At 66.9% G+C, this 27,000-nt stretch carries 28 protein-coding genes; 15 read left to right on the forward strand and 13 right to left on the reverse strand.

From position 1 onward, the window contains the following. Positions 1-39: 39 nt before the first annotated feature. The 3 genes from MF609_RS00830 to MF609_RS00840 are packed head-to-tail and all read right to left on the reverse strand — an operon-like array spanning position 40 to position 2,502. The gene (locus MF609_RS00830; protein ID WP_242414440.1) at positions 40-585 is read right to left on the reverse strand and encodes a Smr/MutS family protein; all 546 of its coding nucleotides are present in this window, start codon (positions 583-585) and stop codon (positions 40-42) included. After that, complete coding sequence (gene mltA, locus MF609_RS00835) at positions 566-1,852, reverse strand: murein transglycosylase A (RefSeq protein ID WP_242414441.1); 1,287 nt, start codon at positions 1,850-1,852, stop codon at positions 566-568. The genes MF609_RS00830 and mltA overlap by 20 nt, the downstream gene beginning before the upstream one ends. 5 nt (positions 1,853-1,857) lie before the next feature. After that, positions 1,858-2,502 carry a Tim44/TimA family putative adaptor protein gene (locus MF609_RS00840; protein WP_419723039.1) on the reverse strand — a complete coding sequence of 215 codons (645 nt, stop codon included), beginning with the start codon at positions 2,500-2,502 and terminating at the stop codon, positions 1,858-1,860. A gap of 180 nt (positions 2,503-2,682) precedes the next feature. Between MF609_RS00840 and secB the strand changes: the two genes are divergently transcribed. From secB to MF609_RS00865, 5 genes are all read left to right on the forward strand, one after another. Continuing rightward, on the forward strand, positions 2,683-3,183 hold the full coding sequence (gene secB, locus MF609_RS00845) for a protein-export chaperone SecB (RefSeq protein WP_242414442.1): 501 nt from the start codon (positions 2,683-2,685) through the stop codon (positions 3,181-3,183). Positions 3,184-3,661: 478 nt separating this feature from the next. Continuing rightward, positions 3,662-5,242: a murein biosynthesis integral membrane protein MurJ gene (gene murJ / locus MF609_RS00850; RefSeq protein WP_242414443.1), complete on the forward strand. Its 1,581-nt coding sequence runs from the start codon at positions 3,662-3,664 to the stop codon at positions 5,240-5,242. 14 nt (positions 5,243-5,256) lie between these two features. After that, a complete protein-coding gene (gene trpS, locus MF609_RS00855; RefSeq protein ID WP_242414444.1) occupies positions 5,257-6,261 on the forward strand; it encodes a tryptophan--tRNA ligase in 1,005 nt (334 codons plus the stop codon). Positions 6,262-6,358: 97 nt separating this feature from the next. Then, positions 6,359-7,999, forward strand: a complete 1,641-nt coding sequence (locus MF609_RS00860) for an alpha-D-glucose phosphate-specific phosphoglucomutase (RefSeq protein WP_242415142.1) — start codon at positions 6,359-6,361, stop codon at positions 7,997-7,999. Positions 8,000-8,115: 116 nt separating this feature from the next. Beyond that, on the forward strand, positions 8,116-8,451 hold the full coding sequence (locus MF609_RS00865; RefSeq protein ID WP_242414445.1) for a hypothetical protein: 336 nt from the start codon (positions 8,116-8,118) through the stop codon (positions 8,449-8,451). 140 nt (positions 8,452-8,591) lie between these two features. Here MF609_RS00865 and dnaA read toward each other — a convergent pair whose 3' ends face one another. The 3 genes from dnaA to mutM all read right to left on the reverse strand — a co-directional run bounded on the left by dnaA (position 8,592) and on the right by mutM (position 11,657). Beyond that, a complete protein-coding gene (dnaA, locus tag MF609_RS00870) occupies positions 8,592-10,019 on the reverse strand; it encodes a chromosomal replication initiator protein DnaA (protein WP_242414446.1) in 1,428 nt (475 codons plus the stop codon). A 468-nt stretch (positions 10,020-10,487) separates the two neighbouring features. Continuing rightward, a complete protein-coding gene (gene rpsT / locus MF609_RS00875) occupies positions 10,488-10,751 on the reverse strand; it encodes a 30S ribosomal protein S20 (protein ID WP_055762140.1) in 264 nt (87 codons plus the stop codon). 93 nt (positions 10,752-10,844) lie between these two features. Continuing rightward, entirely contained in the window at positions 10,845-11,657 is an 813-nt protein-coding gene (gene mutM / locus MF609_RS00880; RefSeq protein ID WP_242414447.1) for a bifunctional DNA-formamidopyrimidine glycosylase/DNA-(apurinic or apyrimidinic site) lyase, read from the reverse strand. Positions 11,658-11,749: 92 nt separating this feature from the next. Between mutM and MF609_RS00885 the strand changes: the two genes are divergently transcribed. The 9 genes from MF609_RS00885 (at position 11,750) to MF609_RS00925 (ending at position 19,161) form a co-directional block, all read left to right on the forward strand. Further along, on the forward strand, positions 11,750-12,481 hold the full coding sequence (locus MF609_RS00885) for a class I SAM-dependent methyltransferase (RefSeq protein ID WP_242414448.1): 732 nt from the start codon (positions 11,750-11,752) through the stop codon (positions 12,479-12,481). A gap of 145 nt (positions 12,482-12,626) precedes the next feature. Next, positions 12,627-14,159 carry a 2-polyprenylphenol 6-hydroxylase gene (ubiB, locus tag MF609_RS00890; RefSeq protein WP_242414449.1) on the forward strand — a complete coding sequence of 511 codons (1,533 nt, stop codon included), beginning with the start codon at positions 12,627-12,629 and terminating at the stop codon, positions 14,157-14,159. Next, entirely contained in the window at positions 14,156-15,250 is a 1,095-nt protein-coding gene (locus MF609_RS00895; protein WP_242414450.1) for a hypothetical protein, read from the forward strand. Before ubiB ends, MF609_RS00895 begins: the two co-directional genes overlap by 4 nt. Further along, positions 15,247-16,425: a bifunctional phosphopantothenoylcysteine decarboxylase/phosphopantothenate--cysteine ligase CoaBC gene (gene coaBC, locus MF609_RS00900; protein WP_242414451.1), complete on the forward strand. Its 1,179-nt coding sequence runs from the start codon at positions 15,247-15,249 to the stop codon at positions 16,423-16,425. The genes MF609_RS00895 and coaBC overlap by 4 nt, the downstream gene beginning before the upstream one ends. Beyond that, entirely contained in the window at positions 16,412-17,227 is an 816-nt protein-coding gene (locus MF609_RS00905; RefSeq protein ID WP_242414452.1) for an alpha/beta fold hydrolase, read from the forward strand. The genes coaBC and MF609_RS00905 overlap by 14 nt, the downstream gene beginning before the upstream one ends. Further along, positions 17,224-17,661 (forward strand): dUTP diphosphatase, encoded by a 438-nt coding sequence (gene dut / locus MF609_RS00910; RefSeq protein WP_242414453.1) that lies wholly within the window; start codon positions 17,224-17,226, stop codon positions 17,659-17,661. Before MF609_RS00905 ends, dut begins: the two co-directional genes overlap by 4 nt. Then, positions 17,658-18,092, forward strand: coding sequence for a hypothetical protein (locus MF609_RS00915; protein WP_242414454.1), 435 nt, complete (start codon positions 17,658-17,660; stop codon positions 18,090-18,092). The genes dut and MF609_RS00915 overlap by 4 nt, the downstream gene beginning before the upstream one ends. Further along, complete coding sequence (locus tag MF609_RS00920) at positions 18,089-18,838, forward strand: HesA/MoeB/ThiF family protein (protein ID WP_242414455.1); 750 nt, start codon at positions 18,089-18,091, stop codon at positions 18,836-18,838. The genes MF609_RS00915 and MF609_RS00920 overlap by 4 nt, the downstream gene beginning before the upstream one ends. Continuing rightward, on the forward strand, positions 18,826-19,161 hold the full coding sequence (locus MF609_RS00925; RefSeq protein ID WP_242414456.1) for a DsrE family protein: 336 nt from the start codon (positions 18,826-18,828) through the stop codon (positions 19,159-19,161). Before MF609_RS00920 ends, MF609_RS00925 begins: the two co-directional genes overlap by 13 nt. Before the next feature lie 34 nt (positions 19,162-19,195). Here the strand turns inward: MF609_RS00925 and galU are convergent, their stop codons facing one another. Further along, positions 19,196-20,059 (reverse strand): UTP--glucose-1-phosphate uridylyltransferase GalU, encoded by an 864-nt coding sequence (gene galU, locus MF609_RS00930; protein ID WP_242414457.1) that lies wholly within the window; start codon positions 20,057-20,059, stop codon positions 19,196-19,198. Positions 20,060-20,185: 126 nt separating this feature from the next. On the opposite strand from galU, the gene MF609_RS00935 reads away from it, so the two are divergent. Beyond that, positions 20,186-20,968 (forward strand): metallophosphoesterase, encoded by a 783-nt coding sequence (locus tag MF609_RS00935; RefSeq protein WP_242414458.1) that lies wholly within the window; start codon positions 20,186-20,188, stop codon positions 20,966-20,968. Between the two features lie 271 nt (positions 20,969-21,239). Here MF609_RS00935 and MF609_RS00940 read toward each other — a convergent pair whose 3' ends face one another. The 6 genes from MF609_RS00940 to MF609_RS00965 form a co-directional block, all read right to left on the reverse strand. Then, complete coding sequence (locus tag MF609_RS00940) at positions 21,240-21,476, reverse strand: hypothetical protein (RefSeq protein WP_200909374.1); 237 nt, start codon at positions 21,474-21,476, stop codon at positions 21,240-21,242. 215 nt (positions 21,477-21,691) lie between these two features. Beyond that, entirely contained in the window at positions 21,692-22,660 is a 969-nt protein-coding gene (locus MF609_RS00945) for a M48 family metallopeptidase (RefSeq protein WP_242414459.1), read from the reverse strand. 325 nt (positions 22,661-22,985) lie between these two features. After that, complete coding sequence (locus tag MF609_RS00950; protein WP_242414460.1) at positions 22,986-23,594, reverse strand: FKBP-type peptidyl-prolyl cis-trans isomerase; 609 nt, start codon at positions 23,592-23,594, stop codon at positions 22,986-22,988. Positions 23,595-23,679: 85 nt separating this feature from the next. Beyond that, positions 23,680-23,886 carry a 30S ribosomal protein S21 gene (rpsU, locus tag MF609_RS00955; protein WP_010545388.1) on the reverse strand — a complete coding sequence of 69 codons (207 nt, stop codon included), beginning with the start codon at positions 23,884-23,886 and terminating at the stop codon, positions 23,680-23,682. A gap of 118 nt (positions 23,887-24,004) precedes the next feature. Further along, on the reverse strand, positions 24,005-24,394 hold the full coding sequence (locus MF609_RS00960; protein ID WP_242414461.1) for a response regulator: 390 nt from the start codon (positions 24,392-24,394) through the stop codon (positions 24,005-24,007). A gap of 63 nt (positions 24,395-24,457) precedes the next feature. Continuing rightward, positions 24,458-26,905, reverse strand: a complete 2,448-nt coding sequence (locus MF609_RS00965) for an ATP-binding protein (RefSeq protein ID WP_242414462.1) — start codon at positions 26,903-26,905, stop codon at positions 24,458-24,460. Positions 26,906-27,000: the final 95 nt, after the last annotated feature.

Raw genomic sequence — 27,000 nt, forward strand, 5'->3', positions numbered from 1 at the left:
GCGACCGAAAAACCATGGCATTTTGCTGCTATGCAGCATTCACGACGGTCTTGTCCGGCGCAGGATCAGGTACAGCGCGCCCTGCCCGCCATGCCGCGGATGGGCAGGCCGGATCGACGCGATACGGTCGGCATGACGCCCCGCCATGATCCAGTCGTCGACCGCCGCACGAATGGCGCCCCGGGCATGGGGACGTTCCGATTCGGGACGCGGCGGCTTCCCGGTCACCAGCAGCAACACGCGGTCGCCGCGCTGGATCGCCTGCCCCAGCCGCTGGTCGAGCAGCAGATGCGCCGAATGCAGCGTATGGCCGTGCAGGTCGATCGTCGAATCGGGACTGACCAGTCCGCGCGACAGCCGCCGGTCCCAGCTCGCGTCGAGCGTGGCCCCGGGCGTCCGCGCCCTGGCCGGCACCGGCAGGGCGGCAGGCGACCGCGCCCGCAGCGGCTTGGGCGCGGGGGCGCCGTGTTTCTCCATCGCGGTCGGCGCGATTGGCACGGGACGGGCGGCGTGGAGCGGCTTTACCGCCGCGACCACCCGCGCCCACAGCGCCGCCTCGCCGGGGTCAAGGCGTCGCCCAGCCACCCGCGATCCGCCGGACGGTGCCGATCGGCAACAACAGAAAGGCCGTGCCGCGCGCGCTCATGCCGCCCGCGATCGCCCGCGCCTCGTCGCCCGCGCCCCAGAAGGTGTCGAAGCGGTTGGTGCCCTTGATCGCGCCGCCGGTATCCTGCGCCACCCACAGCCCGCTGGCGTCGGTGCGGTCCATCGACAGGAACACCGGCGCGCCTAGCGGTACGAAGCGGACATCCGCCGCGACGCTGGCATTGCCGGTGACCGGAAGGCTCATCGCGCCCAGCGGCCCCGGCCCGGTCAGTTCGCGGAAGAAGACGAAGCTCTTGTTCTCGCGCATGATCGCGCGGCCCTGTTCGGGATTGGCGCGCAGCCACGCCATCAGCCCCTGCATCGACGCCTGACCCGGCCGGACCAGCCCGCGATCGCGCATCAGCTTGCCGATGCCGGTATAGTCGCGGCCATTCTGCCCGGCATAGCCGATACGCATGACGCCGCCATCGGGCAGCCGCAACCGGCCCGATCCCTGTACCTGCAGGAAGAACATCTCGACCGGATCGGCCGCCCACGCGATTTCCAGCCCGCGTCCGGCCAGCGCGCCTTCCTCGATCGCGGTGCGGTCATAATAGGGGACGAAGGCTTTGCCATCGACCCGCCCGCGAACGCGCTTGCCCTTCAGGTCGGGCGAGAACAGGCCCAGATCGACCTCGACCAGATCGCCGGGCACGCCATAGATCGGCGTTTCATACCCGCTCCGGCGCGTCCGCGATCCGTGAATTTCGGGTTCATAATAACCGGTCGCGAACGCCTTGCCATCGCCGACCTGCACCGTTTCGAACCAGCGCGCGAAGAACGACCGGGCGCCGCCCGAACCGACGCTACGCGCGGCATCGCAGACCGGCAGCCAGTCGGCGGGGCGGGTCAGCCCGGTCGGGTCGGCCTTGCGCGTGACGGAGGGGCAGCTGATGCGGAAAGCCGCCAGCGCGCGGGCGGCGACCTCCTCGGTGATCGGCAGGCTGGCGACCGCCGGTCCGGCAACGACGCCTGCGGCCAGCGCGGTCGTCGCACCGTCGACGGTACCGACCCCGGTAATGGGCGGCAGCGGCACGGACGCGGTCGGCTGTCGCACCGGCAACGGCCGGCTCGGCGTGCCCGGTATCGCCTCGCCCCGCTCGGGCGCAGGCCGCGAGGCGGCACTCTCGGCACCCCGCGGCACGATCGCGTTGGAACAGCCGGCCAGCAGCAGCGCGGCGAACGCCGCCATCCCCCCCTTGCGCATCGCGATCAGGCTTCGTCGGTGTCGGCAAGCTTCCAGTTCGGGTCGCTGCTCTTCAGCACCCGCAGGAACGTCCACACGTCATGCGTCTCGACCGCATCCGACAGCGATCCGGCGATCATGTTGCCATCGGCATCGCGCGTGATCGCGGCGATATCGGCATCGAAGCGAACCGCGACGCGGGCGACGCCGCCCTCGACCGACGCCTCGGTCACGACCGCACGCTCGATCGACACCAGCCGGTTGTCGAGCGTCTGCCCCGCTGCGTTGCGCTCGGCGATCGCCTGCGCAAATGCCTCGCGCACGTCGCGCTCGGTCAGCCATTCCAGCGTCGCCTCGTCGCCCTTCCAAAAGGCTTCGAGAATCATCCGATAGGCGGACTTCGCACCTTCGACGAACTGCGCGACGTCGAAGGTCGGATCGGCGGCGATCAGCGCGCGCAGGCCGGGTTCGGCCCCGCTCTCGACATGGCGCGGACCCAGCACGCGGGCCTCCGGCGTCACCTCGATCGTGCGGGCGGCCGGGGGCGTGCCGATGCGTTCCTCGGCCGTGCGCGGCAGGGGTTCATGGCCGGTACGCTTGCCCAACACGGCATAGAGCCGCATCGCCAGAAACGCCGCCACCATCGCGAGCAGGACGACAAAAACCAACATGCCTACACTTCCTTCCGTCGACCGGACATAGGACCGATCGGGCGCGGATACAAACGCTGCGGCGGCCATCTGTTTCGTCGGGCGGGTCGACCCGTTGAATCGCGGTCCGGCCACTGCTAGTCCGCGCCATCTTAACGCGGCAAGCGCCAAAGCTTTCCGCCGTAGCGGACAGGAACTACCATGGAAGATCAGAACGACGCCACCGGCATCGACGCCTTTGCCAATGGGGACGACAGCCAGCCGTCGGTCAACGTCATCACCCAGTACGTCAAGGACCTGTCGTTCGAGAATCCGAGCGCGCCGGGCGTGTACCAGCTGCCGGGCAGCCCGAAGCTGGACGTGCAGTTCAACATCGGCGCCAACCAGGTCGGCGACGACGTCCATGAAGTCGTGCTGAAGATCGAGGCGCGTGCCGAGATCGAGGGTCAGGTGATGTATCTGGTCGACCTGTCGTTCGCCGGCCTGTTCGGGCTGCGCAACATTCCGGCCGAGCATCTCCAGCCGTTCCTGCTGGGCGAAGCGCCGCGCATCCTGTTCCCCTTCGCCCGCCGCGTGCTGGCCGATGCGGTGCGCGACGGCGGCTTCCCGCCGCTGATGCTGGAGCCGATCGATTTCGCGCAGCTCTACCTCAGCCAGGCCGAGCAGCAGGCCGGACTCGGCGAAGTCGCCGGCCACGCCTGATCGTTCCGGGGCGGGGGCGGACCTTGGTTCCGATCGACAGTCGGCAATTCGTTCCGTCGATCGTCACCCCGGACTTGATCCTGGGTCCCGCTTCTTCTTTGCCCGCCCAGAAAGCGGGACCCCGGATCAAGTCCGGGGTGACGGAAATACTGGGGTTCGGGTCGGTGGCTAAAGCGTTCGATGCGTGTCGGTCAGCCCTCGTACCCCCGCGCAGGCGGGGGTCCAGAGCCAAGCAGGACAAAGGCTTGCCCATGTCGCCCCGGATCGCGCCCTGCACGAAACGCCTGCGCACATTCCGAAGGGTGCCGACGCCTTCCCGTACCCCGGCGAAGGCCGGGGTCCAGTTGGGGGACGTCGCCGTCATTCGGAACAGCCTTCCCACCTGGACCCCGGCCTTCGCCGGGGTACGGACCGGGATCGTCGGTGAAGGCTTCGCCCGCACCGGAGCACGCCCCGACCATCGATCGGCCCTGACGGCATGAAACTCGCAAAATCGCTGGGATCGGTCGGCGGGCTGACGCTGGCCAGCCGGGTATTGGCGCTGGTCCGCGATTCGCTGCAGGCGACCTTCGTCGGCGCAGGCTTCGCGTCCGACGCATTCCTTGTCGCCTTCCGCCTGCCCAATATGTTCCGCGCGCTGTTCGCCGAAGGGGCGTTCAACGCCGCCTTCGTACCTCTGTTCAACAAGAAGGTGGCCGAGGGCGACGAGTCCGCCGAGGGACAGGGGCTGGCCACCGGCATCGCCTTTGCCCGCGACGTGCTGTCGGTGCTGCTGCCGGTGCTGATCGCCGCGACCGTCGTGATGCTGATCGCCGCATGGCCGCTGACGTACCTGCTGTCGGGCGGGTTCAACGATCCGACGCCGGACCAGTTCGCCTATGCGGTCACGCTGTCGCGGATCACCATCCCCTATCTGCTGCTGATCTCGATCGTGTCGCTCTTGGGTGCGATCCTCAATTCGCTCGACAAATTCTGGGTCAACGCCGCCGCCCCCATCCTGCTGAACGTCGCGATGGTCGCCGGCCTGCTCTTCTTCCACGGACCCGATCCGTACGCGACCGCCCGCGTGCAGGCATGGGCGGTGACGGCGGGCGGCGCGTTGCAGCTCGGCTGGCTGATGTTTGCCTGCCGCCGCGCCGGCGTCTCGCTGAAACCCCGCCGCCCGCGCATGACCGATGACGTCCGCGCGATGCTGAAGCTGATCGTGCCTGCCGCTGCCGGCGCGGGCGCGATGCAGTTCAATCTGGTCATCTCCACCGCGCTATCGGGCAAGCTGCTCGATGCCGGCTCGATCTCCTACATCTATTATGCCGACCGGCTGAACCAGTTGCCATTGGGGCTGATCGGCATCGGCCTCGGCACCATTCTGCTGCCGACCATTTCGCGCCAGCTCTCCCGCAAGGACGATGCCGGAGCGATGGATACGCAGAACCGCGGCATCGAACTGGCGCTGCTGCTGACTTTGCCGGCGACCATCGCCTTCCTGACGGTCGCCGAACCGATCATCCGCGCGCTGTTCCAGCATGGCGCATTCAATGCGCAGGACACGATCCGCTGCGCCCAGTCGCTTGCCGCCTTCTCGCTGGGGCTGCCGGCCTATGTCCTCATCAAGGTGCTGACGCCGGGCTTCTATGCGCGGCAGGATACGCGGACGCCGGTGCGCTTCGCCATGTGGTCGATCGCTATCAACATCATGCTGAACCTCGCACTGATCCCGACCATCGCGCATATCGGACCGCCGCTGGCGACGGCCGTCGCGGCATGGGTCAATCTCGCCATGCTGTACGTCACGCTCAAGCGGCGCGGCCATTTCGCGCTCGACCGGCAGCTGACCCACCGCCTACCCCGCTTCGCGCTCGCCGCGTTGCTGATGGGGGCGGCGCTGTTCTTTGCCGACACGCTGGTCGCACCATGGACGACGGGGGCGGTCGCCACCCGCATCATCGGCATGGTCGCTCTCGTCGGCGCGGGTGCCATCGTCTATGGCGTCGCCTGCCTTGCCACCGGAGCGTTCCGGCTGGCCGATCTTCGCGCGCTGCTCCGGCGGCGGGCCGCTTAACTAGGAACCCTGCAATGCGTGTCGTCTCCGGCATCCAGACCACCGGCAATCTCCACCTCGGCAATTATCTGGGCGCGATCCGCAACTGGGTGCGGTTGCAGGACCGGATGGGCGCGGACGATGTGTGCCTGTTCTTCCTGGCGGACCTCCACGCGCTGACCGTGACGCAGGACCCGAAGGAACTGGCCTCGAACACGATCGAGATGGCGGCGACGCTGCTGGCGGCGGGGATCGATCCCGACCGCTCGATCCTGTTCAATCAGGCGCGGGTGCCCGCGCACAGCGAACTCGCGTGGATTCTGGGCGGCACGGCGCGCGTCGGCTGGCTCAACCGCATGACCCAGTGGAAGGACAAGGCCGGCAAGAACCGCGAAGGGGCCAGCGTCGGGCTGTTCACCTATCCGGTGCTGCAGGCCGCCGACATCCTCGCCTACCGGGCAACGCATGTGCCGGTCGGCGAGGACCAGAAGCAGCATCTGGAGCTGGCGCGCGATATCGCGACCAAGTTCAACCTCGACTTCGGGGTCGACCTGTTCCCGCTGCCCGAACCGATGATCCCGGAGGACACGCCGCGTATCATGTCACTGCGCGACGGCACCGCGAAAATGTCCAAGTCCGATCCGTCGGACATGAGCCGCATCAACCTGATCGATTCGGACGACCTGATCGCGACCAAGTTCCGCAAGGCCAAGACCGACCCCGAACCCCTCCCCTCCGAAGTTGGCGGCCTCGTCGAACGCCCGGAGGCCCGCAACCTCGTCACCATCTATGCCGCCCTGTCGGGGGAGACGTCGCACGACGTGCTCGCCAACTTCGGCGGCCAGGGGTTCGGCGCGTTCAAGCCGGCGCTGGCCGATCTGGCGGTCGCAAAGCTCGGCCCGATCCGCGACCGGCTGGTCGCCCTGCTCGACGACCGGGCGACGGTCGGCGCGACGCTGGCCAAGGGGGCGGCCAAGGCCGAGGAACTGGCTCGCCCGACGCTGCGCGCCGCGCAGGACGCACTCGGCCTGCAGGTTTGAACATTTGTTTTATTTAATCAGGGAGTCGCGGACAGAATAAGGTTGTCCGCGACACCTTCGCCACCTTATGCGTGCGGCATCGCTCACCCAACAGGGGATGCCGTTCGTGACCAGCACCACCGTCGAAACCACGCCCTTCACCGACCAGAAACCCGGCACCTCGGGCCTGCGCAAGAAGGTACGGGTGTTCCAGCAGCCGCACTATGCCGAGAACTTCATCCAGTCGGTGTTCGACGTGGTGGAGGGCAAGGACGGCGCGACCCTGGTGATCGGTGGTGACGGCCGCTACCTGAACCGCGAAGTCATCCAGACGGCGATCCGCATGGCCGCCGCCAACGGCTTCGCCCGCGCCGTCGTGGGGCAAGGCGGCATCCTGTCGACGCCTGCCGCCTCCAACGTCATCCGCACGCGCGGCGCCATCGGCGGTCTCGTCCTGTCGGCCAGCCATAATCCCGGCGGCCCGGACGAGGATTTCGGCATCAAATACAACGTCTCGAACGGCGGTCCCGCGCCCGAAAGCTTCACCGACGCGCTCTACGCCCGCACGCTGGAGATCGACGCTTACGTCATCAGCGACGTGACCGATATCGACCTCGACACGCTGGGTGAAACCACCGTCGACGGCATGACCGTGGAAGTCATCGATCCCGTCGCCGCCTATGCCGAATGCATGGAGCGGCTGTTCGATTTCGCCGCGATCCGCGACCTGATCGCCGGCGGCTTCCGCCTGTCGTTCGACGCGATGCACGCGGTCACCGGCCCCTATGCGACCGAGATCCTCGAACGCCGCCTCGGCGCACCCGCCGGCACTGTCGTCAACGGCACCCCCCTGCCCGATTTCGGTGGCCATCACCCCGACCCCAACCTCGTCCACGCCCACGAACTGTATGAGCGGATGATGGGCGACGATGCCCCCGATTTCGGCGCGGCATCGGACGGCGATGGCGACCGCAACCTCATCATCGGGCGCGGCATCTTCGTGACGCCCTCGGATTCGCTGGCGGTGCTGGCCGCCAACGCCCATCTCGCGCCGGCTTACAAGGACGGCATCGCCGGCATCGCGCGCTCGATGCCGACCTCCGCCGCCGCCGACCGCGTGGCGCAGGCGCTGGACGTGCCGCTGTACGAAACGCCGACCGGCTGGAAGTTCTTCGGCAACCTGCTCGACGCCGGCCTCGTCACCATCTGCGGCGAGGAGAGCGCGGGCACCGGATCGAACCATGTCCGCGAGAAGGACGGGCTATGGGCGGTGCTGCTGTGGCTCAACATCCTTGCCGTCCGCCGTCAGCCGGTGGCGGAGATCATGGCCGACCATTGGGCGCGCTATGGCCGCAATTACTATGCGCGCCACGATTACGAGGGCGTCGAGCAGGCGGGTGCCGATGCGCTGATGACGTCGCTGCGCGATCGACTGGCAACGCTGCCGGGCACGACGATCGGCAACCTGACCATCGCCCAGGCCGACGACTTCGCCTATCACGACAGCACCGACGGGTCGGTCAGCCGCAACCAGGGTATCCGTATCCTGTTCGCCGACGGATCGCGCATCGTGTTCCGCCTGTCGGGTACCGGCACACAAGGCGCGACGCTGCGGGTGTATATCGAGCGCTACGAACCGGCGGACGGCGATCTGGCGCAGCAGACCGGCGATGCGCTGGCACCACTCGTCGCGGCGGCGGAAACGCTGGCGTCGATCCGCGCGCATAGCGGCCGCAATGCCCCCGACGTCGTAACCTGAGCCACGGGGTCGGGCAGGCGCGAACCGGCGTCCTGCCCGGCCGTTTCGCCGTCTTGCAGGTGCCAGCCATCCTTCGCTACCCTGCGCTGCGACCGACGTCATGGTGGGAGATTGTGATGCAACCCGACGCAAAAACTCGCCTTGCCGGTCTTGGCTGTGTCGTGGCCGGCGTGCTGATATCGTGGCCCGCCATTTTCGACCGCTTGCGCATGGCGGAAGCGGGGGCGCCACGTATCCAGACCTGGTCGATGGCGGCCGCGCTGGTCGGCCCGCTGATCGTCATCGGCATTACGCTGATGGTGCTGGGCGCGCACACCGATGACATGACCCGTGACGCCGAACGAAAGAAGATGAAGCCGCTTGGCAACCTGATCGCGCTCGCCTGCGCGATCACCGGGTTCGGCGGAATGCTGGGCACCAACTACCTGCTGCGGTCCTACGGCTATCTATAGGATTTGATCGACCCACCCGGGACCGACGCCCCGGCATGGGCTGGGGCAGCGCACGCGATGCGCGGCTACCGGCAGATTACCAACTTCGCCGCGACGGAATAAACTTCGGGTCGCGCGACGGCTTCCCCGCCGACGTCGCCTCAGCCTTCCAGCGAGCGCATCAGCGTACGCACGGCGCTGTCGATCTCGCGGTCGACGCCACGCAGTTCCTCGATCCGGCGCACGGCGTGGATCACGGTCGAATGGTCGCGATTGCCGAACTTGCGGCCGATCTCGGGCAGCGAGCGGGTGGTCAGCCGCTTGGCAAGGTACATCGCGACCTGACGCGGACGGGCAATGACCTGCGCGCGGCGGGCCGATACTAGATCAAGCTGCTTCACCTCGAAATGCGCCGACACCGCGCGTTGGATATCGTCGATCGTGACGCGCTTGGCGGGGCCGGCCAGCATCTCGCCCAGCGTCGCGTGCGCAAACGCCATGTCGATCGTCTCGCCGGTCAGCGATGCATAGGCGACGAGGCGGTTGAGCGCCCCTTCCAGTTCGCGCACGCTGCCGCGAATCCGTCCGGCGAGCAGGTCGATGACATCCTCGGGCACCGGCGTTCCGGGCACCTCGGCCAGCTTGGCCGCCAGGATTTCATGACGCAGCTCAGTCTCGGGCGTCTTGATATCGGCGACCAGACCGCCGCCCAGCCGCGAGAGCAGCCGCGGATCGATCCCGTCGAGCAAGGCGGGCGAACGGTCGCAGGCGATCACCACCCGCTTGCCCGCATCCATGAACGCGTTGATCGTGTGGAGGCATTCCTCCTGCGTCGCGTCCTTGCCGGCGACGAACTGCAGGTCGTCGATCATCAGCAGGTCGACGCCGCGCAGCCGCGCCTTGAAGCTGTGCGTGTCGCGCGCGCGCATCGCCGCGACGAATTCGAACATGAAGCGCTCGGCGGGCAGATAGACCGCGCTGGCAGTCGGATCGGCCTCCAGGAACGCATGGCCGATCGCGTGCATCAAATGCGTCTTGCCCAGACCTGTGGCGCTGTGGAGGAACAGCGGACTGAAGCGCGGCACGCCCGGTTCGGCCAGCGCCTTGGCAGCGTTGAATGCGACCCGATTCGACGGCGCGACCACGAACCGGTCGAAGCGATAACGCGGATCGAACGCCGGGCGCTCGGCCGGCGCACGCTGCGGCACCGCCGGCATCGGCGCTGCGACAGCTGCCGCAGCCATCAGCGGCAACGGCGCTTCGGGCGGCACCGAATCGAACAATGGGGCGGGCGGGACGATTCGCGTGGGCAAGGCAGTGGCGGTTTCGACTAGGACGTCCCGGACCTGGGGCAGTTGCGCACGGAATTCATGCGCCAGGCGTTCGGCATAATGGTTGCGGACCCAGTCGGTCATGAAGGCCGACGGGAGCGTCAGACGGACCACGCCATCACCATCGGGCGCGACCAGTTCCATCGGCTTCAGCCACCGGTCGAACAACCGCTGTCCGGCGGACACGCGCAGGTTCTGGCGCACGCGGGCCCATGCCGCCGCTACCTCCACCTGTTCATGATCCACCGGTATCGTCACTGGCAAAAACTCTCCCGCGCCGGAAAGCACGCTTCCCGACCGCCGTTGGTCCGTCGTTTAAAAATCCCCCCTCGACCGCGCCGAAGCGGCGATCGCACACGAAGATTCGCGTGGGCCCCGGATCACCGCAAGGGCGTCGGGGAGTGCTGTTTAGGAACCGAAATGCCGGTCGATCAAGTCATCAAACGGAAATAAAGACGGTTGACACGCCCCCAACCGCAGAAATGCGTCGGATTTCTTTTTTCGCGTTTAATAACAATATCTTAAGCAGGGTCGCAGCCGCTGAATCGGCGGAATCCAAGGATTTCCGCCATTTCCCAACGGCTTGATTCGACCCGGCTTCGCGGAACCAAATTAAGCGCGCGCCACGCCCGGCATCACCGGCGGCCGCAACAGGCCGAACGCAACAAACCCCGCCGGCGCGGTGGCCGACGGGGCATCCTGCTTGCCGACAATGGCGTCAGGCGATCAGGCGATCGCGCCGACCGCCTTGGTCAGGCGTGCGAACTTGCGGCTCGCGGTGTTCTTGTGCAGCACGCCCTTGGCAACGCCACGGGCCAGTTCCGGCTGCACGTTCGACAGCGCGGTGGTGGCCGCTTCGCGGTCGCCGGCGACGATCGCTGCTTCTACCTTCTTCACGAAGGTACGGATGCGGCCGACGCGCGCACCATTGATTTCCGCACGACGCGCATTGCGCCGGATACGCTTCTTCGCCTGTGGCGTATTCGCCATGCCGTCCTCGACTCTCGCAAATGATTGGTGCCGATCGAGCAGATCCCGACCGGAGAAGGTGCGCCCCTTAAACGCTGATCGCTGCGGGGTCAACTATTGCTGGCATTTCCGGCACCAGAAGGTGGAGCGCCCGCCATCGACCCGACGCTCGACCACACCGCCACAGGGGCAGGCCTCACCCTCCCGGCCATATACCCGGAACTGCTTGGAAAAATAACCGAGTTCGCCGTCCGGCCGGGCATAATCGCGCAGGGTCGATCCCCCCGCCTCTATGGCCGACAACAAGACCGCACGAGTCGCGTCGACCAGCGCCGCGAGTCGTTCCGGTGCGATCTGTCCGGCGGGGCGGGTCGGTGCGATTCGCGCGACGTTCAGCGCCTCGCAGACATAGATATTGCCGAGTCCCGCAACGATCCGCTGGTCGAGCAGCAGCAGCTTCACCGGCGCGATGCGGCCGGCGAATCGGCGCTCCAGATGCTCCGCCGTAAAGTCCGGCCCCAGCGGCTCCGGCCCCAGCGCCATGAACGGCGGCCACGCGGCCACCTCGGCGGTCGGCAGCAGGTCGACCGAGCCGAAGCGGCGCGGATCGTTCAGCACGACCTGCCGCCCCGCCGCCGTTTCCAGCACGAGGTGGTCGTGCGCCAACGCCTCCTCCGGATCGACCCGCCAGCGCCCCGACATGCCGAGGTGAAAGATGAAGCTGTCGCCGCGATCGGTATCGATCAGACCGTATTTCGCACGGCGCGACAGGCCGGTTACCGTGGCCCCGGTCAGTCGCTGGCCCAGATCGACCGGCATCGCCCGGCGCAGGTCGGCGCGATTGGCGACGACGCGGGTCAGCCGCTGCCCCTGCAATACGGGGGCCAGACCGCGAACGGTGGTTTCGACTTCGGGCAGTTCGGGCATGGGATCCTGACGATCGGGACGGTACGCCCCTTGGTGCAAAGAAAGCTAGGTTCGGTTTGCCCCCGCCACAAGGCGCGGCTAGGGCTGTGCTCATGAACGACACGGTATCCTTCGGTTACGAAGACGTAGCCCCCGATGAGAAGACGCGGCGCGTCGGCGATGTGTTTGCGAGCGTCGCGGCACGCTACGACCTGATGAACGACGCCATGTCGGGGGGAATGCACCGGTTGTGGAAGGACCGGTTCGTCGCACGGGTGAAACCGCAGAAGGACGACTCGATCCTCGACATGGCCGGCGGCACCGGCGACATCGCGTTCCGCATGGCAAAGCACGGTGCGGCGATCACCGTCGCCGACATCAATCCGGCGATGCTGGGCGTCGGCATGGAGCGCGCCGAGAAGCGCAGGATCGACGGCCTCGTCTGGTCCGAACAAAATGCCGAGACGCTGAATTTCGCCGATCGCAGCTTCGACGCCTATACGATCGCCTTCGGCATCCGCAACGTGACCGACATCCCGAAGGCGCTGCGCGAGGCACACCGCGTGCTGAAGCGTGGCGGGCGGTTCTTCTGCCTCGAATTCTCGACCGTGACGTGGCCGGGCTTTGCGGACGTGTACGATCAATATTCGCACAAGCTGGTGCCGAAGCTCGGCAAGCTGCTGGCGAATGACGAGGACAGCTATCGCTATCTGATCGAATCGATCCGGCGCTTTCCCGACATGCCGACCTTCGAGCGGATGATTGCGGACGCCGGCTTCATCCGTACCCGGGTCGAACCGATCATGGGCGGGCTGGTCGCGATCCATAGCGGGTGGAAGATTTGATCGCGATTGCGCTGGATCATTGCCACGGGCGTCATTCCGGCGCAGGCCGGAATCCATGGACACGGCACGGTTGCGGTCCGTCGGGAACCCCCGACACAATGGATTCCGGCTTTCGCCGGAATGACGGTCGGGTAGTGGCCCTCGCATGACCTCTACTATCACCCACACTTGGCGCATCCTGAAATGGGGGCGCACGCTCGCGCGGCATGGCGCGCTGATCGATATCGAGCGCAATCCGCGCACGCCTCCACGCCTGCGCCGCGTGGTACGTATTGCCCGGCTGGGCGCGCGCGTGCCCAAGACACCGCGCTATGCCGAGGCGTTCGCCGCGCTGGGGCCGGCGGCGATCAAGCTCGGCCAGACGCTGGCGACCCGCCCCGACCTGGTCGGCGAAGCAGTCGCGCAGGATTTGCTGTCGCTGCAGGACGCACTGCCACCGCTGCCGTGGGACGTGGTGCGCCCGGCGATCGAATCGGGCCTGGGGCAGCCGATCGAGTCGCTGTTCGCCTCCATCGAGGAAAGCCCGGTCGGCGCCGCGTCGATCGCGCAGGTCCACCGCGCCATGACCACCGATGGCCGCCGCGTGGCGGTGAAGGTGCTGCGGCCGGGCGTCGAGGCACAGTTCTTCGACGCGATCGACACCTATGAATGGGCCGCCGCCCGGCTGGAGACGATGGGCGGCGAGCTGAAGCGCCTGCGCCCGCGCCTCGTCATCGAAACGATGAAGCGCTGGACCGCGCGCGAGCTGGACCTGCGCCGCGAGGCCGCCTCCGCCTCCGAACTGGCAGACGGGATGGAGGCCGAACCGGACTTCACCGTGCCCGACATCGATTGGCAGCGCACCACGTCGAAGGTGCTGACGACGCAGTGGATCGACGGCATCAAGCTGTCGAACCGCCCCGCGCTGATCGCTGCCGGCCATGACCTGAACGCGATGGCGACGCGGCTGGTTCGCGCCTTCCTGCGCCAGGCGATCGCCGATGGATTCTTCCACGCCGACATGCATCAGGGCAATCTGTTCGCCCTGCCCGACGGGCGGATCGCCGCGATCGATTTCGGCATCATGGGCCGGATCGACCGCCGCGCACGGGTGTGGCTGGCCGAGATTCTCTACGGCCTGATCACCGGCGACTATAAGCGCGTCGCCGAAATCCATTTCGAGGCGGGTTATGTCCCGGCCCATCACAATGTCGCCGAATTCGCCACCGCCCTGCGCGCGGTGGGCGAGCCGATGCGCGGCCTTGCGGTGAAGGACATGTCGGTCGGCATGATGCTGGATTCGCTGTTCAACATCACCCGCGACTTCGACATGCAGACCCAGCCGCACCTGCTGCTGCTGCAAAAGACGATGGTGATGGTGGAGGGCGTGGCGACCGCGCTCGATCCCGACATTAATTTGTGGGAGACGGCCGCACCGTTCGTGCGCGGCTGGATTCGCGACGAACTGGGTCCGGAGGCGATGGTCGCCGACCGGATCATCACCGACCTGCGCACCTTTGCCCGGCTGCCCGACCTGCTCCGCAATATCGAGGCACGCTATCCCGCGCCCGGTGGCGCCCCGCCCTCCCCGCCCTTGCCCGATATCGCGGTGGTGAAGGTCGGCGGCGGCTGGCGCTATGCCCTCGTCGCGCTGGCGAGCGGCGCGACGGGTGCGGCGCTGGTGCAGCTGCTGGGATGATCCGCGCGCGGCCGCCGATATGGCTGTCGTCGTCCAGCCGGTTCGCGACGCTGCGTCCGGCGATCGCCATCGCCCTTGCGATCCTGTTCACGCTGCTGCTGGCATCCGCCTGGGTCCAGCCGGGTGAGGAGGCCGCGGTGCGCGGCGGCGGACAGACCGACCTGGGGTTGTATGGCGCCGTAGTCGACGGCCTGCGCGCGGGCGGCGATTATTACGGCGTGGCGGCGCAGGAACTGCGCGCGGGCGGCTATCCACTGCGTCCCTTCCCCGCCGTGCGCCTGCCGACGCTGGCGGTAGTGCAGGCCGCCCTGCCCGACGCCGTGCCGATCCTGCTGCTGCTGGTGCTGGCCATGGCCACCGGGTTCGCCTGGACCCGGCGGATCGGGGAATGGTTCGCGAAGGGGCCGCCGCGCATCACCGCGCTGTTCCTGCTGGCCGGGGGCATGGTCGCGTTCGTGCAGCCGTCGCTGGTGCATTTCCATGACCTGTGGGCCGGGCTGCTGATCGCGCTGTCGCTGGCGCTGCGTCGCGACGATCGCTGGATCGAGCCAGTCGCGATCGCACTGTGCGCCATGCTGATCCGCGAGACGGCGGCACTCTATGCGCTGGTGATGCTGGCGATGGCGCTGGTCGACGGACGCCGGCGCGAGGCGCTGGGCTGGGTCGCGGCGCTGCTGGTGTTCGTTGCGCTGCTGTCGCTCCATGCGCGGGCGGTCGACATGATCGCCGGGCCGCTCGACACGGTATCGCCGGGGTGGAGCGGGCTGCACGGGCCGGGTTTGTTCGCCTCCGCCATGGCGCGGTCGACCGCGCTGACGCTGCTGCCTTGGTGGCTGGGAGCGCCGCTGGCGATGCTGGCGTTGATCGGGTGGACGGCGGCGCCGGGATCGCTCGGCCTGCGCGCGGCGCTGACCTTTGGCGGCTATGCGGCGGCAATCGCGCTGTTCGCGCGGACCGACACCTTCTACTGGGTACTGGCCGCCGCCCCCGCCTATCTCGTCGGAATGGCGTTTTTGCCCGATGCCCTGCGCGATCTGACGCGCACCTTGCTCGACAGGCGGCGCGTTCGGGTGCAGAGGATCACGCGATGACACGCATATTGCTGATCGTCGGTGGTGGCATCGCCGCATACAAGGCGTGCGAGCTGATCCGCCTGCTGCGCGGTGCCGGGCACAGCGTGCGCTGCGTCCTGACCGAGGGCGGGGCGCAGTTCGTGACGCCGATGACGCTGGCGGCGCTCAGCGAACAACCGGTGCATACCAGCCTGTGGGACCTGAAGGACGAGGCGGAGATGGGCCATATCCAGCTCAGCCGCCAAGCCGATCTGGTCGTCGTCGCGCCCGCCACCGCCGACCTGATGGCGCGGATGGCGGCGGGACTCGCCGACGACCTCGCCACCACGCTGCTGCTCGCCACCGACAAGCCGGTGCTGGCGGTGCCCGCGATGAACGTGCGGATGTGGCAGCACGCCGCGACCGTCCACAACGTCGCCACACTGCGTAGCCGGGGTGTCACGGTCATGGACCCTGACGAAGGCGCGATGGCGTGCGGCGAGTTCGGTCCCGGCCGCCTGCCCGAACCCGCCGCCATCGTCGCGGCGATTGCCGGCATGCGCGCACCGCCCGCGCCGCAGACGCTTGCGGGCCGGCATGTGCTGGTCACCGCCGGGCCGACCCATGAGGCGATCGATCCGGTCCGCTACCTCGCCAACCGATCCTCGGGGAAGCAGGGCTTCGCCATCGCCGCCGCCTGTGCCGCACGCGGGGCGAAGGTCACGTTGATCGCCGGACCAGTAACGCTGCCAACGCCGGCGGGGGTCGACCGGGTCGATGTCGAATCGGCGCGCGACATGGCCAATGCGGTGGCGCAGGCGCTGCCGGTCGATGCGGCGGTGATGGTCGCGGCGGTGGCCGACTGGCAGGTGGAGGCCGCACCTTCCAAGCTGAAGAAGGGCGACGGCCCGCCGGTGCTGACCCTCCTGCCCAACCCCGATATCCTCGCGATGCTGGGCAGAAGCCCGCGTCGCCCGCGCCTGCTGATCGGCTTCGCGGCGGAAACCGATGACGTCCTGACCCATGCCGCCGCCAAGCGGACTGCGAAGAATGCCGACTGGATCGTCGCCAACGATGTGTCGGGCGACGTGATGGGCGGCGACCGCAACCATGTCCATCTCGTCACCGCGAACGGCGTCGAACATTGGGCCGAGGCGCCCAAGGGCGATATCGCCGCGCAACTGGCCGATCGGATCGCCGATGCGCTGGCTTAGCCCCCTGCTCCTCCTCGCCGCCGCCGGCTGTGCGACGCACGGGTCGCCCCCCGCACCGGTGGCGGCACTGGCCGGACAGAGCTTCGGTCCCAGCGCGCCACGCGACGTGCGGACCCTCGTCCTGCTGCTGCACGGCGATGGCGACGCGATGGTGCCAGCCGAATTCGCCGGATCAGCCCAGCGGCTGGCCGATGCCATTCCGCATAGCCGCGCCGTCGCGCTGCTGCGGCCGGGCTATCACGATGCGGCCGGCAACCGCTCGCCGGGCCTGCGCGGCGGGATCGACGGCGACGCCTGGACCGCAGACCGGATCGCGGCGGTGGCCGATACGATCAAGTCGTGGCGCGCCCGCTACCCTCAGGCACGGACCATATTGGTCGGGCAATCGGGTGGTGCCGCGATGGCAGCGGCCCTTGCCGGACTGCGGCCCGGTCTGGTCGACGGGATCGTGCTGGCCGGTTGTCCATGCATGTTGCCCGAATGGCGCAAATTCCGTGCGAAACAGGGGGCCGGGGGCTTTGCCGCGCCGGTCGAGAGTTTCGATCCGCTGATGACCGTCGGCGGGGTCGCGCCGGTTACCCGCGTCGCCCTGCTGGTCGGGGCCGACGACAAGGATACGCCGGCGCGCTTCTCCCGCCCCTATGCCGAGGCGCTGGCGCTGCGCGGCATCGCCACCGATTTCCGGGTGCTGCCGGGGCGCGGCCACGACCTGCTGGGCGATCCCGACCTGATCGATGCGGTGCGCCGCATGTCGGCCGATCCGGCGCTGGTCGAACCCAGGACCGCGATGGTGACGCCATGATCGCGCTGCGCATCCTTCGCCTGCCCCATGGTGCCGGCCTGCCGCTTCCCGCCTATGCCACCGCAGGTGCGGCGGGGATGGATGTGGTCGCGGCCGAGGATGTCGACCTCGCCCCCGGCGCACGCCGGGCAATCGCCACGGGCTTCGCGATGGCGATCCCGGAGGGGTATGAGGTGCAGGTCCGCCCACGCTCCGGCCTGGCGCTGAAGCACGGCATCACCTGCCTCAACACGCCGGGCACGATCGACAGCGACTATCGTGGCGAGGTGAAGGTGATTCTCGCCAATCTCGGGCACGAAGTGTTTCGCGTGGTACGGGGCGAACGAATCGCGCAGCTGGTGCCGGCCGAAGTGACCCGCGCGAGCCTGTGCGAAGTCGATGTGCTGGACGATACCGAACGCGGTGTCGGCGGGTTCGGGTCGACCGGACGATGATGGCTCTCGCCCTGCTCGGCCTGACCGCGCAGCTGGCGCAGGGCATTTCGCCAGTCACGCCGCCGCCGGTGGCCCCGCTGCCGCAAACCCGGTCGCCGATCGACTGGCAGGCACTGCCGCCATTGCCCTACCGCTACACGCCGCGGCCGACCGCGCGGATGAATGCATTCGTCCAGTCCGAATTCGCACGTTCGGGATGTCCGCTCCCGGAGCCAAGCACGGGACGAGTGCAGGTGCAGGTCGACGTCGCGGTGCTGATCGGCGAGGATCACGTCGTGCGCGCGACGATCCCGCGCGCCATCGCATGTCCGACCGTCGAACAATATGCTGCCGGACTGGTGGTCAGCTACGCGCGCGGCAACCTGGTGCCCCGCTTCGTCAATGCCGGCAGCTGGTATCGCGCGGTGCTGGTCTTCGACTGGGCCGCATGAATTTTTCCGACGCCGAACTCGACCGCTATGCCCGTCACCTCGTCCTGCGCGAGGTCGGCGGTGCGGGGCAGGCCGCGCTGAAGGCCGCGCGCGTCGTGGTGATCGGCGCCGGCGGCATCGGGTCGCCGGCACTGCAATATCTGGCAGCGGCCGGGATCGGCACGCTGGTCGTGATCGACGACGACCGGGTCGATGCTAGCAACCTGCAACGACAGACGCTGTTCACCGATGCCGATATCGGCGCGCACAAGGTGGCGGCGGCGGCAGCCGCGATCACGCGCATCAATCCATTCGTGACGGTCGAGCGCCACGCGCTGCGGATCGACGCCATCAATGCCGCCGAACTGATCGCCGGGGCGCAGGTCGTGCTGGACGGCTGCGACAATTTCGCGACCCGGCTGACCGCCGCCGATGCCGCGCTGGCGGCCCGCATCCCGCTGGTATCGGCGGCGGTCGGGCAGTTCGAGGGCCAGTTGGGCGTGTTTCGCGGCTGGGAACCGCAGCTTCCATGCTATCGCTGTTTCGTCGGCAACGACCCTGCCCGCGCCGATGCCAGCTGCGCCGATCAGGGCGTGCTGGGCGCCCTGACCGGGATCATGGGAAGCATGGCGGCATTGGAAGCGATGCGCGCGGTGGTCGGCTTCGGCGATGATCCGGCCGGCAAGTTGCTGGTCACCGATCTCCTCGCGTTCCGCTTCCGCACATTGACCTTGCCCAAGGACCCCGGCTGCCGATGCGCGGACTGACGATCGTCGTCGCCGGCCCCGACCCCGATCGCCTGCGTGCCGCACTGACCATGGCGTGCGCCGCCGCCGCGCTGGGCAGGCGGGCGCGGGTCTATCTGCATGAAGCGGCAGTCGGGCTGCTGGCAAGCGATGCCCGGGCACCCGCGGGGCTGCCGAACCTTACAGACCTGCGCGGTATCGCCGACGATAGCGGCGTCGAACTCATCGCCTGCCAGACAGGCCTCGCACTCGCCGGGTTTTCGGCGGAAACGCAAAGGGTCGCGGCAGGCGGTCTGATCGACCTGCTCGCGACCCTCGAAGACGACCGTCTGGTCACCTTGTAGCGGCGCGAGGCCAACGCCCCCGCGCCGCCCGCAATTACTTGGCCAGCGCTTCCTCGGCAAAGGCACGCACCGCCGGACCGATGTCCGCCCGTGCCAGCGCCAACGCGATATTGGCCTGCACCCAACCCGCCTTGTCGCCGCAGTCGTAGCGCTTGCCATCGAAGGTGAAGCCATGGAACGGCTGGTTGCCGATCAGCTTCGCCATCGCGTCGGTCAGCTGGATTTCGCCACCGGCGCCCGGCTCCTGCGAATCGAGAATCTGCATGACTTCGGGCTGCAGAATGTAGCGGCCGGGGATCATCAGGTTCGACGGTGCCTTGCCCTTCGGCTTCTCGACCAATGCGGTCACCTCGGTCAGGCGACCATCGGTCTTGCCCGGCGAAATGATGCCGTACTTGTCGGTCTCGCTGTCGGGTACTTCCAGCGCGCCGATGACGTTGCCGCCGACCTGGTTATAGGCCTCGACCATCTGCTTGAGGAAACCGCCGACCATGAGTTCGTCGGGCAGCAGCACCGCGAACGGCTCGTCCCCGACGATCTCGCGTGCGCACCACACCGCATGGCCCAGGCCCAACGGCTCCTGCTGGCGGACATAGACCGGGCTACCCGGCTTCTGGCGGATGCCTTCGATGAGCGCCATCGACTTGCCGCGCGCCTTCATCGTCGCTTCGAGTTCGTAGGAAACGTCGAAATGATCCTCCAGCGCGCCCTTGCCGCGGCCGGTAACGAAGATGATCTGCTCGATGCCAGCTTCCAGCGCTTCCTCGACAGCGTACTGGATCAGCGGCTTGTCGACGACGGTCAGCATTTCCTTCGGCATCGACTTGGTCGCCGGGAGGAACCGCGTGCCGAGACCGGCAACCGGAAAGACTGCCTTGCGAACCTTCTTGATCGTCATTGTTTCCATCCCAAATTGCTGCACCGCAATAGAACGCAATTGAACGCTTGGCAAACCTACCCGTTGCGACGGATCGGCCGGTTCATTGATCGTGCAGCCCCTTTGGCATAGAGGCGTTCGAATATCATGGTCTTTTCAAAGCTATTCCGCCGAGCCGCCGCACCTGCCCCCCGTATCGCCGATGATCGCATCGTCTATGCGATCGGTGACATTCACGGGCGGCTCGACTGCCTGGAAGACATGCTGGCGCAGATCGATGCCGATCCTGGTCGTGGCGGCCGGCGCGTGACCTTGGTGTTTCTCGGCGACCTGATCGATCGCGGCCCGGATTCGCGCGGGGTGGTCGAACGGGTCATGGCGCTGTGTGCGGCAAGCGCGGACGCGCATTGCCTGTGCGGCAACCATGAGGAGCTGTTGCTGGAAGCAGCGGAGGGCGCGCGACAGGCGCTGGGCATCTTCAACCGCGCCGGTGGACGCGAAACGTTGCTAAGCTATGGCGTCGATGAAGACGTTTATGAACGCGAAGACCTGAAGGGTGTGCAGCGTCTGATCCTCGACCATGTCCCTGCCGCGCACCTCGATTTCCTGCGCGCGCTGCCCGACAGCATCGTGATCGACGACTATGTCATGGTCCATGCCGGTCTTCGGCCGGGCGTTGCGCTGGACGAGCAGAAGTCCTCGGACTTGCGATGGATCAGGGCGCCGTTCCTCGACCATGCGGGGCGCTTCGAACGTTTCGTCATCCATGGCCACACGGTCACGATGGAGCCCGACGTTCGTGGCAACCGGATTGGAATCGACACCGGCGCCTATCGCACCGGACGGCTGACTGCACTGGCACTAGAGGGCGATTCGCGTCGGTTCCTGACCACCGACTGTCCTGAGGGAAATGGCGCCATCGTCGATTGATGCGACATGATGGCACATCGAGCATCGACCCTGTGATCATGGCGTAGACCGGGCAGGGGCAATGCCTAGCCGATAGGGAGCGGCATCCAAAAACCGCCGATTGAACCAAGACAACCGGTCTTGTCCCGTCGGCGCGCGCCGCAATGGCGATGGCGTCGGAGTTACCGCGAACGCGACCATCTCGGATCGTCTGCCGCAGCTCCAACGAAAAAGGGCGCCCTGTAAGGGACGCCCTTTCCGCAGATCGTAGCGGGGTTTCCCCCGCGAACAATCAGTTGCTGTCCGAATCGCTGTCCGAGTCGGCGACGACGACGATGCCGGCGACGACGGCCGCAGCAGCCAGCAGAGCGACGATGATGCCGCCGCCAGCAAGCTTTTCACCCTTGGCAGCCGGAGCCGACGCGCGGGCAACCGACAGCTTCGAAGCGTTGGCGGCGTTGGCGATCGTCGGAGCAACGGTCATCGACACGGCCGAGGCCGCGATCAGCATCTTCTTGGCAAAACCCATTTTTACACTCCCTTGCAAAACTCTACGTCAGGAGGCCTTTTGCATAGCAGCAGGTCACCTGCAAGAACTATCGTCCCGTTCGCGACCAGCCGTTCAACCGTGAGGCCCAATAGTGGTCGCGCGGATCACTGCCTCGGAACAGGTTAAATTCAACTTAGTTCCGCTCTTCGAAATACTCTGATTCGCGGAGGTCGATGCATCAACCCGCTTACGCCCTATCGCAGCGGCTGGTCGCGCGTCGCGAGAACTGGTGGGCGGTACGGCTTGGATGCGCCCAGAGGCAGCTCTGCCAGTTCCGCCGCAATCAGCCGCGCGCGATCGGAAGCGGAGGAGTGGGTTCTACTATGGAAGATCCCGCCATCGATTCGTGCGCCCGGCCCCTGCCAGAATCGTACCGCCTCCTGCGGATCCCAGCCGGCGTTGCGTAGCAGATGCACTCCCAGCCGATCGGCATCATCTTCGGTCATGCGATGAATGCGACCGTTCCGTCCCAGTTCGCGCAACAGGCCGCGGCTGACCTTGGCCGCATCGAGCCGGGCATGGTGCCGCAGGATGTTGTGCGACAATTCGTGCGCCACGACGACCGCCAGTTGCGGATCGGGCAGACGATCGAGGAACGCGCTGGAAATCTGGACAAGGCGGCCGTCCGCGACGGCATCCATGGCCGTGCCGACCCGTAGCTCGAACAGGGTCCGACACCCCGGCGATGGTACGATGCTGGTCGTACGGTCCACGCCGTCGCGCCGTAGCACCAGGGTCAAGGGCCGTTCGACCGGTTGCGAATCGATCAGAGCGACCACCGCGTCACGCGTGCGGACATGCCCCGCGCCGTTGGTTACCGGAACCGGGTGGCCATTGACACTGACGATCGAATCATCGGCGCGCACCCCGGCATGGGCAGCAGGGCTGCCGGGGACCACCGCTTCTACCGCGACCCCGGTGACAAAACCGAACGTCGTACGCGCGGCCGCCTGCTCGCCTTCGGCATACTGATCGATCGCGTGGACCACCATCCCGGGAACCGGTGCGATGTCGGTACACAACGGCGCGTTCGCGGTCGCCAGTCGATAGCCGATCGCCCCAAGCCGCAGGTCCGCCGCGCGGAGCGCCTCAAGCGCTGACGAATCTGCCGGCAGTGCGGCGGGGGCAGGCGCAGTACCAAGGGTAAGCAGCGCCACCAGCACCCATGCCCTGCGTCGTATGCGAGACAGAGGACCGCGAAGGGGCCGGTACGACGATTTGCGGGAGTTCATGGACCGCGGATATCACGAAAGGGGGCACGGTGGCGATGCGACCGACGAACCGAATGTCGTGCAGTGGCGAAGTTGCAGCCGCTTAGCGATCACCGAAGAAAACGCCCGTGCTCCTTCGCGAGCGAGGTGCCGAATCGGAGCCGGTTTACCGTCGGCACATCCGAACCCGATTCTTTGGCGCGAACCGCGGTCAGGCCAGGAAAACGAAAACGGCGCCGGGTATGCCGGCGCCGTCTGCGATTCGATCCGGCGACTGTCAGCGGCCGGTCGGCGGTGCCCCCGCGCCCGGCGGCGGCGTTGCGCCACCCTGCTGCTGCATCATCTGCTGCATCTGCATCTGTTGCAGCACGGTTTCCGGAATGAAGTCGAGCATCTCGACGTCGAACACCAGCACCTGCTTCGACAGCTTCTCGACTTCGGGCGACATCGGCGGCGCACCTTCGGGGCGCGGCGCGGCATAGCCGAGTTCGGGCTTCAGCCAGAAGCGGTACTTCGCCCCCTTCGGCATCAGCTTGATCGCCTCACCGAAGCCCGGAACGACGGTCTTGGGCGACATCGGCATCGGCTGCCGGCTCTGATCGAAGATCGTGCCGTCGGTGAACTTGCCGACATAGTTGACCAACGCGACATCGGCGTCGGTCGGCGTCGGACCGCTACCCTTGGTCAGCACTTCATACTGCAGACCGCTGGCAGTCGTCACGACACCCGGACGCGACGCGTTGCCCGACAGGAACGAATCAACGCCGCTGCGCGTGCCAGCCCAGGCGAACCCGGCGGCCAGTATCAAGGCCAGCACGATTCCGACCCATATCCAGGCGATATGACGCTGCTTGACGGGATGCAGCGGAACGGCAGTGACCGACATCGAAACCCCTTATGGCGCAACCTGCACGCCGAATCGCGTAACCAACGGGGTCGCCGACCAACAGGCCCACGACCCGATTCGGTACTTACCGGGCGCTGTCGCGTTCCATCCGCTTGCGTTCCAGCTTGCGGGCGCGACGCACGGCGGCGGCACGCTCACGAGCACGCTTTTCCGAGGGCTTTTCGTAGTGACGACGCAGCTTCATCTCGCGATACACGCCTTCGCGCTGCAGCTTCTTCTTCAGCGCACGAAGGGCCTGATCGACATTGTTATCACGGACGATGATCTGCATGGGGTCGGTAAACTCCGGGTCTTTATCGCAATAGAATAGGGTTCGCCGAAGCATGGCTGCGGCGTGACGAATCCCCCTAACAGGACTGTCGTCACCCGGCAAGTCAAACCGCCATGATTCAGAAGATGAGGTCACCCCCCGCACGGCCGGCAAGGATTCGACCGATCGCATCGAACAGCGCGTCCATCGCGACCGGCTTGAACAGCACCTCGTCGGCGCCGGCGGCGATGCAACGGTCGGTCAGGTCGATCGCGGTATCGGCAGTGACGACGATGATCGGCAACGTGCGTTTGGCATCGTCGCGCGCGCGCACTCGCCGGATCACCTCGAACCCGTCCATTCCCGGCATCCGCAGATCGAGCAGGACCAGATCGAACGCTTCGTCATCAATCCGTTGCAGCCCGGCTTCGGCACAATCGGCTTCGGCCATGGTGGCACCGGCCACGTCGAGCATGTCGCGGACGACACGACGGTTCATCGCATCATCCTCGACGAAAAGGATTTTCATGCCGATGCCGCCAATATGGCGCAGGGAGTATGGACGCTGGTCATATTGCAATCCGCTATCGCGCTATGCGGCATCCGGTACAAGGGAATCCGCAAGCGCCCCTTCCATCGATACGACAAACAACGCGTCGATTAGTTGCGTAGCCGAAACAGGTTTTTGTAGCGTCGTAACCTTTTGCTCGGCAAGGCGGATTTGATCCCCCGGTCGCGTCATCACCACCATCGGGACGGTGCGCTGTCCGGCGAGTTCAGCCAGTGCCGACAGGTCACCGACCGGATCGTCCGATCCCGCCGCCAGCGAGGCCATGTCGACCAGTATCGCCCGTGCCCCGACGACGGCGAACCGGTCGCGCAGCGCGCGCGCATCGTCGACGAATATCGTGTCGCCGACATGCGCGGCGAACAGCGTTCGCATCATTCCCCGGGCGATCGGATTGCGCTCGAGGATCAGCACCGAATCGCCGGCTTGCGCGACCTCTCCCTGATCGACCGCGCCGGTCGCTTGCGGTATGGCCGCCACCAGCGGAAGGTCGAGCGTGAAGGTCGCCCCCTCCCCCGGCCGGCTGTCGACCCGGATATCTCCACCCATGGCCCGGGCCAGATGGCGACAGATGGTCAGTCCCAGCCCCGTGCCCCCGAACCGCCGGGTCGTGCTGTTGTCGGCCTGTTCGAACGATTCGAACACCTGCTCCAGCCGATCGGGCGCGATCCCGATGCCGGTATCCGCGACCGCGATGACGATCCGGTCACCCTTGGCCGTCAGCCGCATTGCAATCTCGCCCGACTCGGTGAACTTCAGCGCGTTCGACAGCAGGTTGAACAGGATCTGGCGCAGCCGCACCGGATCACCCTCTACCCAGCGCGGCACGTCACCCATTTCCAAGACGAAACCAAGACCGCGATCCTCTGCCTGACGCCGCCACAACCGGGCGAGATCTTCGACCGTGGCGATCAGGTCGGTCGGCATCCGTTCTACCGACAGCTTGCCCGACTGCATCTTTGCCACGTCGAGGATATCGTCGACCAGCGACCGCATCGTGACGCCCGCGTCATGGATGATGTCCAGCCGGTCGCGCATGTCAGGCGTCAGCCGCGTATCGCAAAGCATCACCTGCGCCATGCCGAGAATGCCGTTCAGCGGGGTGCGAATCTCATGGCTGGTCGTCGCCAGGAAGTCGCCCTTTGCCTTCAACGCCCTTTCCAGCGCGGCGTTGGTCGCGGCAAGATCGATATTGGCCAGCCGGGTGGCATTGCGGCTGCGACGCAGCGTCACGACGCCGAACACCAGCAACGCGATCAGGACCGCCACCGCCGCCGCAATGCTGCCGAACAGGATACGCTGGAACCGCGCGCTCTCCCGCTCGAACGCAACGTTGCGACGCAGCTCCTCCTGCTGCAGCCGTGCGATGCGCAGTTCCTGGTTCTGGAAATCGAACCGCGCCGCCATCAGCGCGGTCTTGGTCGAGGCGGTCAGCTGCGTCGCCTGTTCGTTCAGCCGGTCGAGCGCTTCGAGATGGGCCAGCGCCTTCGCGGTTTCGCCGGCGGCGGCATAGACGCCATAGGCATTGCGGTGATTGTCGCGCGCGGTCAGCAGGGTCGTGGTCAGATCGACCCCCGCAAATGCCCGGTCGACCAGAGCCACGGCCCCTTTCACGTCACCACGATCGATGGCGATCCGTCCGGCCAGCGTTTCGAACTGTTTCAGCACCGCATCGGCACGTTCCATGCGTGCGAGTTGCAAGCCGGACGAAATAGATCGCCAAGCGGAATCGATCTGACCAGCCCCCCGTTGCGCCCTGGCGAGGTTACTGAGGATGCGCGCTTCGAACGCCGGGTTCTTCAGTTTCCGGGCAAGGTCGAGCGCCCGCTGCTGATCGATCAACGCCGGACGATACCGGCCCATCTCACTCAGGACATTCCCGCGATTGTTCAGTAGCGATACCAGCAGAAGGGGGTCGGCAGCGTAGGCGTCGATCGCCTGATCGTAATAGCGCAGCGCCGCATCGAAATCGGCCCCCTGCCGATACAGGGCACCGATGCTCAGCAACGCCATGGCCTGTCCGCGCGCATCGCGCGACTGCTGATAGATGCGATAGGCCGCCTGATAATCCGTCAGTGCCGCGGCAACCGCGCCCTCGTCCGAAGCGATATCGCCGCGCGTTCGCAGGATATCGCCCTCCAGCGCGATCCGGGGACGCATGGCCTGCACGATCGCCAGCGCCCGCTGGATTTCCGTACGCGCCTTGCCGAATTCGTCCAGCCGGGCATATGCCTCTGCCTGCAACCAGATACTCGCCGCGACCAGGCGGGAGTTCGCTCCGTCCCGCAGAATGGCGGCGCGCTCCAATTCTGCGCTTTGCCGAAGCCCCTGCTCCGGTTCGGCAACCAATCCGGCGCGAACCGCATCATATCGCTGCTCCAGAACACCTTGGGCGCCCTGCGCCATGACCCGCAGCGGCAACAGCGTCATCACGGCGGCAAGCAGGAGGGCGGCGGCACGGAGCATGATCATGCTTCCTATCCTGCGCCGATCAGGGTTAATTCGGCGTAAGTTTCCGGCGCAGCCATAATGACATAGCTGCGCCACGCTTCTGGGCTATGGCCCGT

The sequence above is a fragment of the Sphingomonas panni genome (assembly GCF_022664435.1).
Taxonomy (GTDB): domain Bacteria; phylum Pseudomonadota; class Alphaproteobacteria; order Sphingomonadales; family Sphingomonadaceae; genus Sphingomonas; species Sphingomonas panni.

Excerpts from the sequence above, each read along its gene's own strand:
- mltA (WP_242414441.1), bottom strand. The coding sequence starts at position 1,852 with ATGCGCAAGGGGGGGATGGCGGCGTTCGCCGCGCTGCTGCTGGCCGGC.
- MF609_RS00840 (WP_419723039.1), bottom strand. The coding sequence starts at position 2,502 with ATGTTGGTTTTTGTCGTCCTGCTCGCGATGGTGGCGGCGTTTCTGGCG.
- secB (WP_242414442.1), top strand. The coding sequence starts at position 2,683 with ATGGAAGATCAGAACGACGCCACCGGCATCGACGCCTTTGCCAATGGG.
- murJ (WP_242414443.1), top strand. The coding sequence starts at position 3,662 with ATGAAACTCGCAAAATCGCTGGGATCGGTCGGCGGGCTGACGCTGGCC.
- trpS (WP_242414444.1), top strand. The coding sequence starts at position 5,257 with ATGCGTGTCGTCTCCGGCATCCAGACCACCGGCAATCTCCACCTCGGC.
- MF609_RS00860 (WP_242415142.1), top strand. The coding sequence starts at position 6,359 with ATGCCGTTCGTGACCAGCACCACCGTCGAAACCACGCCCTTCACCGAC.
- MF609_RS00865 (WP_242414445.1), top strand. The coding sequence starts at position 8,116 with ATGCAACCCGACGCAAAAACTCGCCTTGCCGGTCTTGGCTGTGTCGTG.
- rpsT (WP_055762140.1), bottom strand. The coding sequence starts at position 10,751 with ATGGCGAATACGCCACAGGCGAAGAAGCGTATCCGGCGCAATGCGCGT.
- mutM (WP_242414447.1), bottom strand. The coding sequence starts at position 11,657 with ATGCCCGAACTGCCCGAAGTCGAAACCACCGTTCGCGGTCTGGCCCCC.
- MF609_RS00885 (WP_242414448.1), top strand. The coding sequence starts at position 11,750 with ATGAACGACACGGTATCCTTCGGTTACGAAGACGTAGCCCCCGATGAG.
- ubiB (WP_242414449.1), top strand. The coding sequence starts at position 12,627 with ATGACCTCTACTATCACCCACACTTGGCGCATCCTGAAATGGGGGCGC.
- MF609_RS00895 (WP_242414450.1), top strand. The coding sequence starts at position 14,156 with ATGATCCGCGCGCGGCCGCCGATATGGCTGTCGTCGTCCAGCCGGTTC.
- coaBC (WP_242414451.1), top strand. The coding sequence starts at position 15,247 with ATGACACGCATATTGCTGATCGTCGGTGGTGGCATCGCCGCATACAAG.
- MF609_RS00905 (WP_242414452.1), top strand. The coding sequence starts at position 16,412 with ATGCGCTGGCTTAGCCCCCTGCTCCTCCTCGCCGCCGCCGGCTGTGCG.
- dut (WP_242414453.1), top strand. The coding sequence starts at position 17,224 with ATGATCGCGCTGCGCATCCTTCGCCTGCCCCATGGTGCCGGCCTGCCG.
- MF609_RS00915 (WP_242414454.1), top strand. The coding sequence starts at position 17,658 with ATGATGGCTCTCGCCCTGCTCGGCCTGACCGCGCAGCTGGCGCAGGGC.
- MF609_RS00920 (WP_242414455.1), top strand. The coding sequence starts at position 18,089 with ATGAATTTTTCCGACGCCGAACTCGACCGCTATGCCCGTCACCTCGTC.
- MF609_RS00925 (WP_242414456.1), top strand. The coding sequence starts at position 18,826 with ATGCGCGGACTGACGATCGTCGTCGCCGGCCCCGACCCCGATCGCCTG.
- galU (WP_242414457.1), bottom strand. The coding sequence starts at position 20,059 with ATGACGATCAAGAAGGTTCGCAAGGCAGTCTTTCCGGTTGCCGGTCTC.
- MF609_RS00935 (WP_242414458.1), top strand. The coding sequence starts at position 20,186 with ATGGTCTTTTCAAAGCTATTCCGCCGAGCCGCCGCACCTGCCCCCCGT.
- MF609_RS00940 (WP_200909374.1), bottom strand. The coding sequence starts at position 21,476 with ATGGGTTTTGCCAAGAAGATGCTGATCGCGGCCTCGGCCGTGTCGATG.
- MF609_RS00950 (WP_242414460.1), bottom strand. The coding sequence starts at position 23,594 with ATGTCGGTCACTGCCGTTCCGCTGCATCCCGTCAAGCAGCGTCATATC.
- rpsU (WP_010545388.1), bottom strand. The coding sequence starts at position 23,886 with ATGCAGATCATCGTCCGTGATAACAATGTCGATCAGGCCCTTCGTGCG.
- MF609_RS00960 (WP_242414461.1), bottom strand. The coding sequence starts at position 24,394 with ATGAAAATCCTTTTCGTCGAGGATGATGCGATGAACCGTCGTGTCGTC.
- MF609_RS00965 (WP_242414462.1), bottom strand. The coding sequence starts at position 26,905 with ATGATCATGCTCCGTGCCGCCGCCCTCCTGCTTGCCGCCGTGATGACG.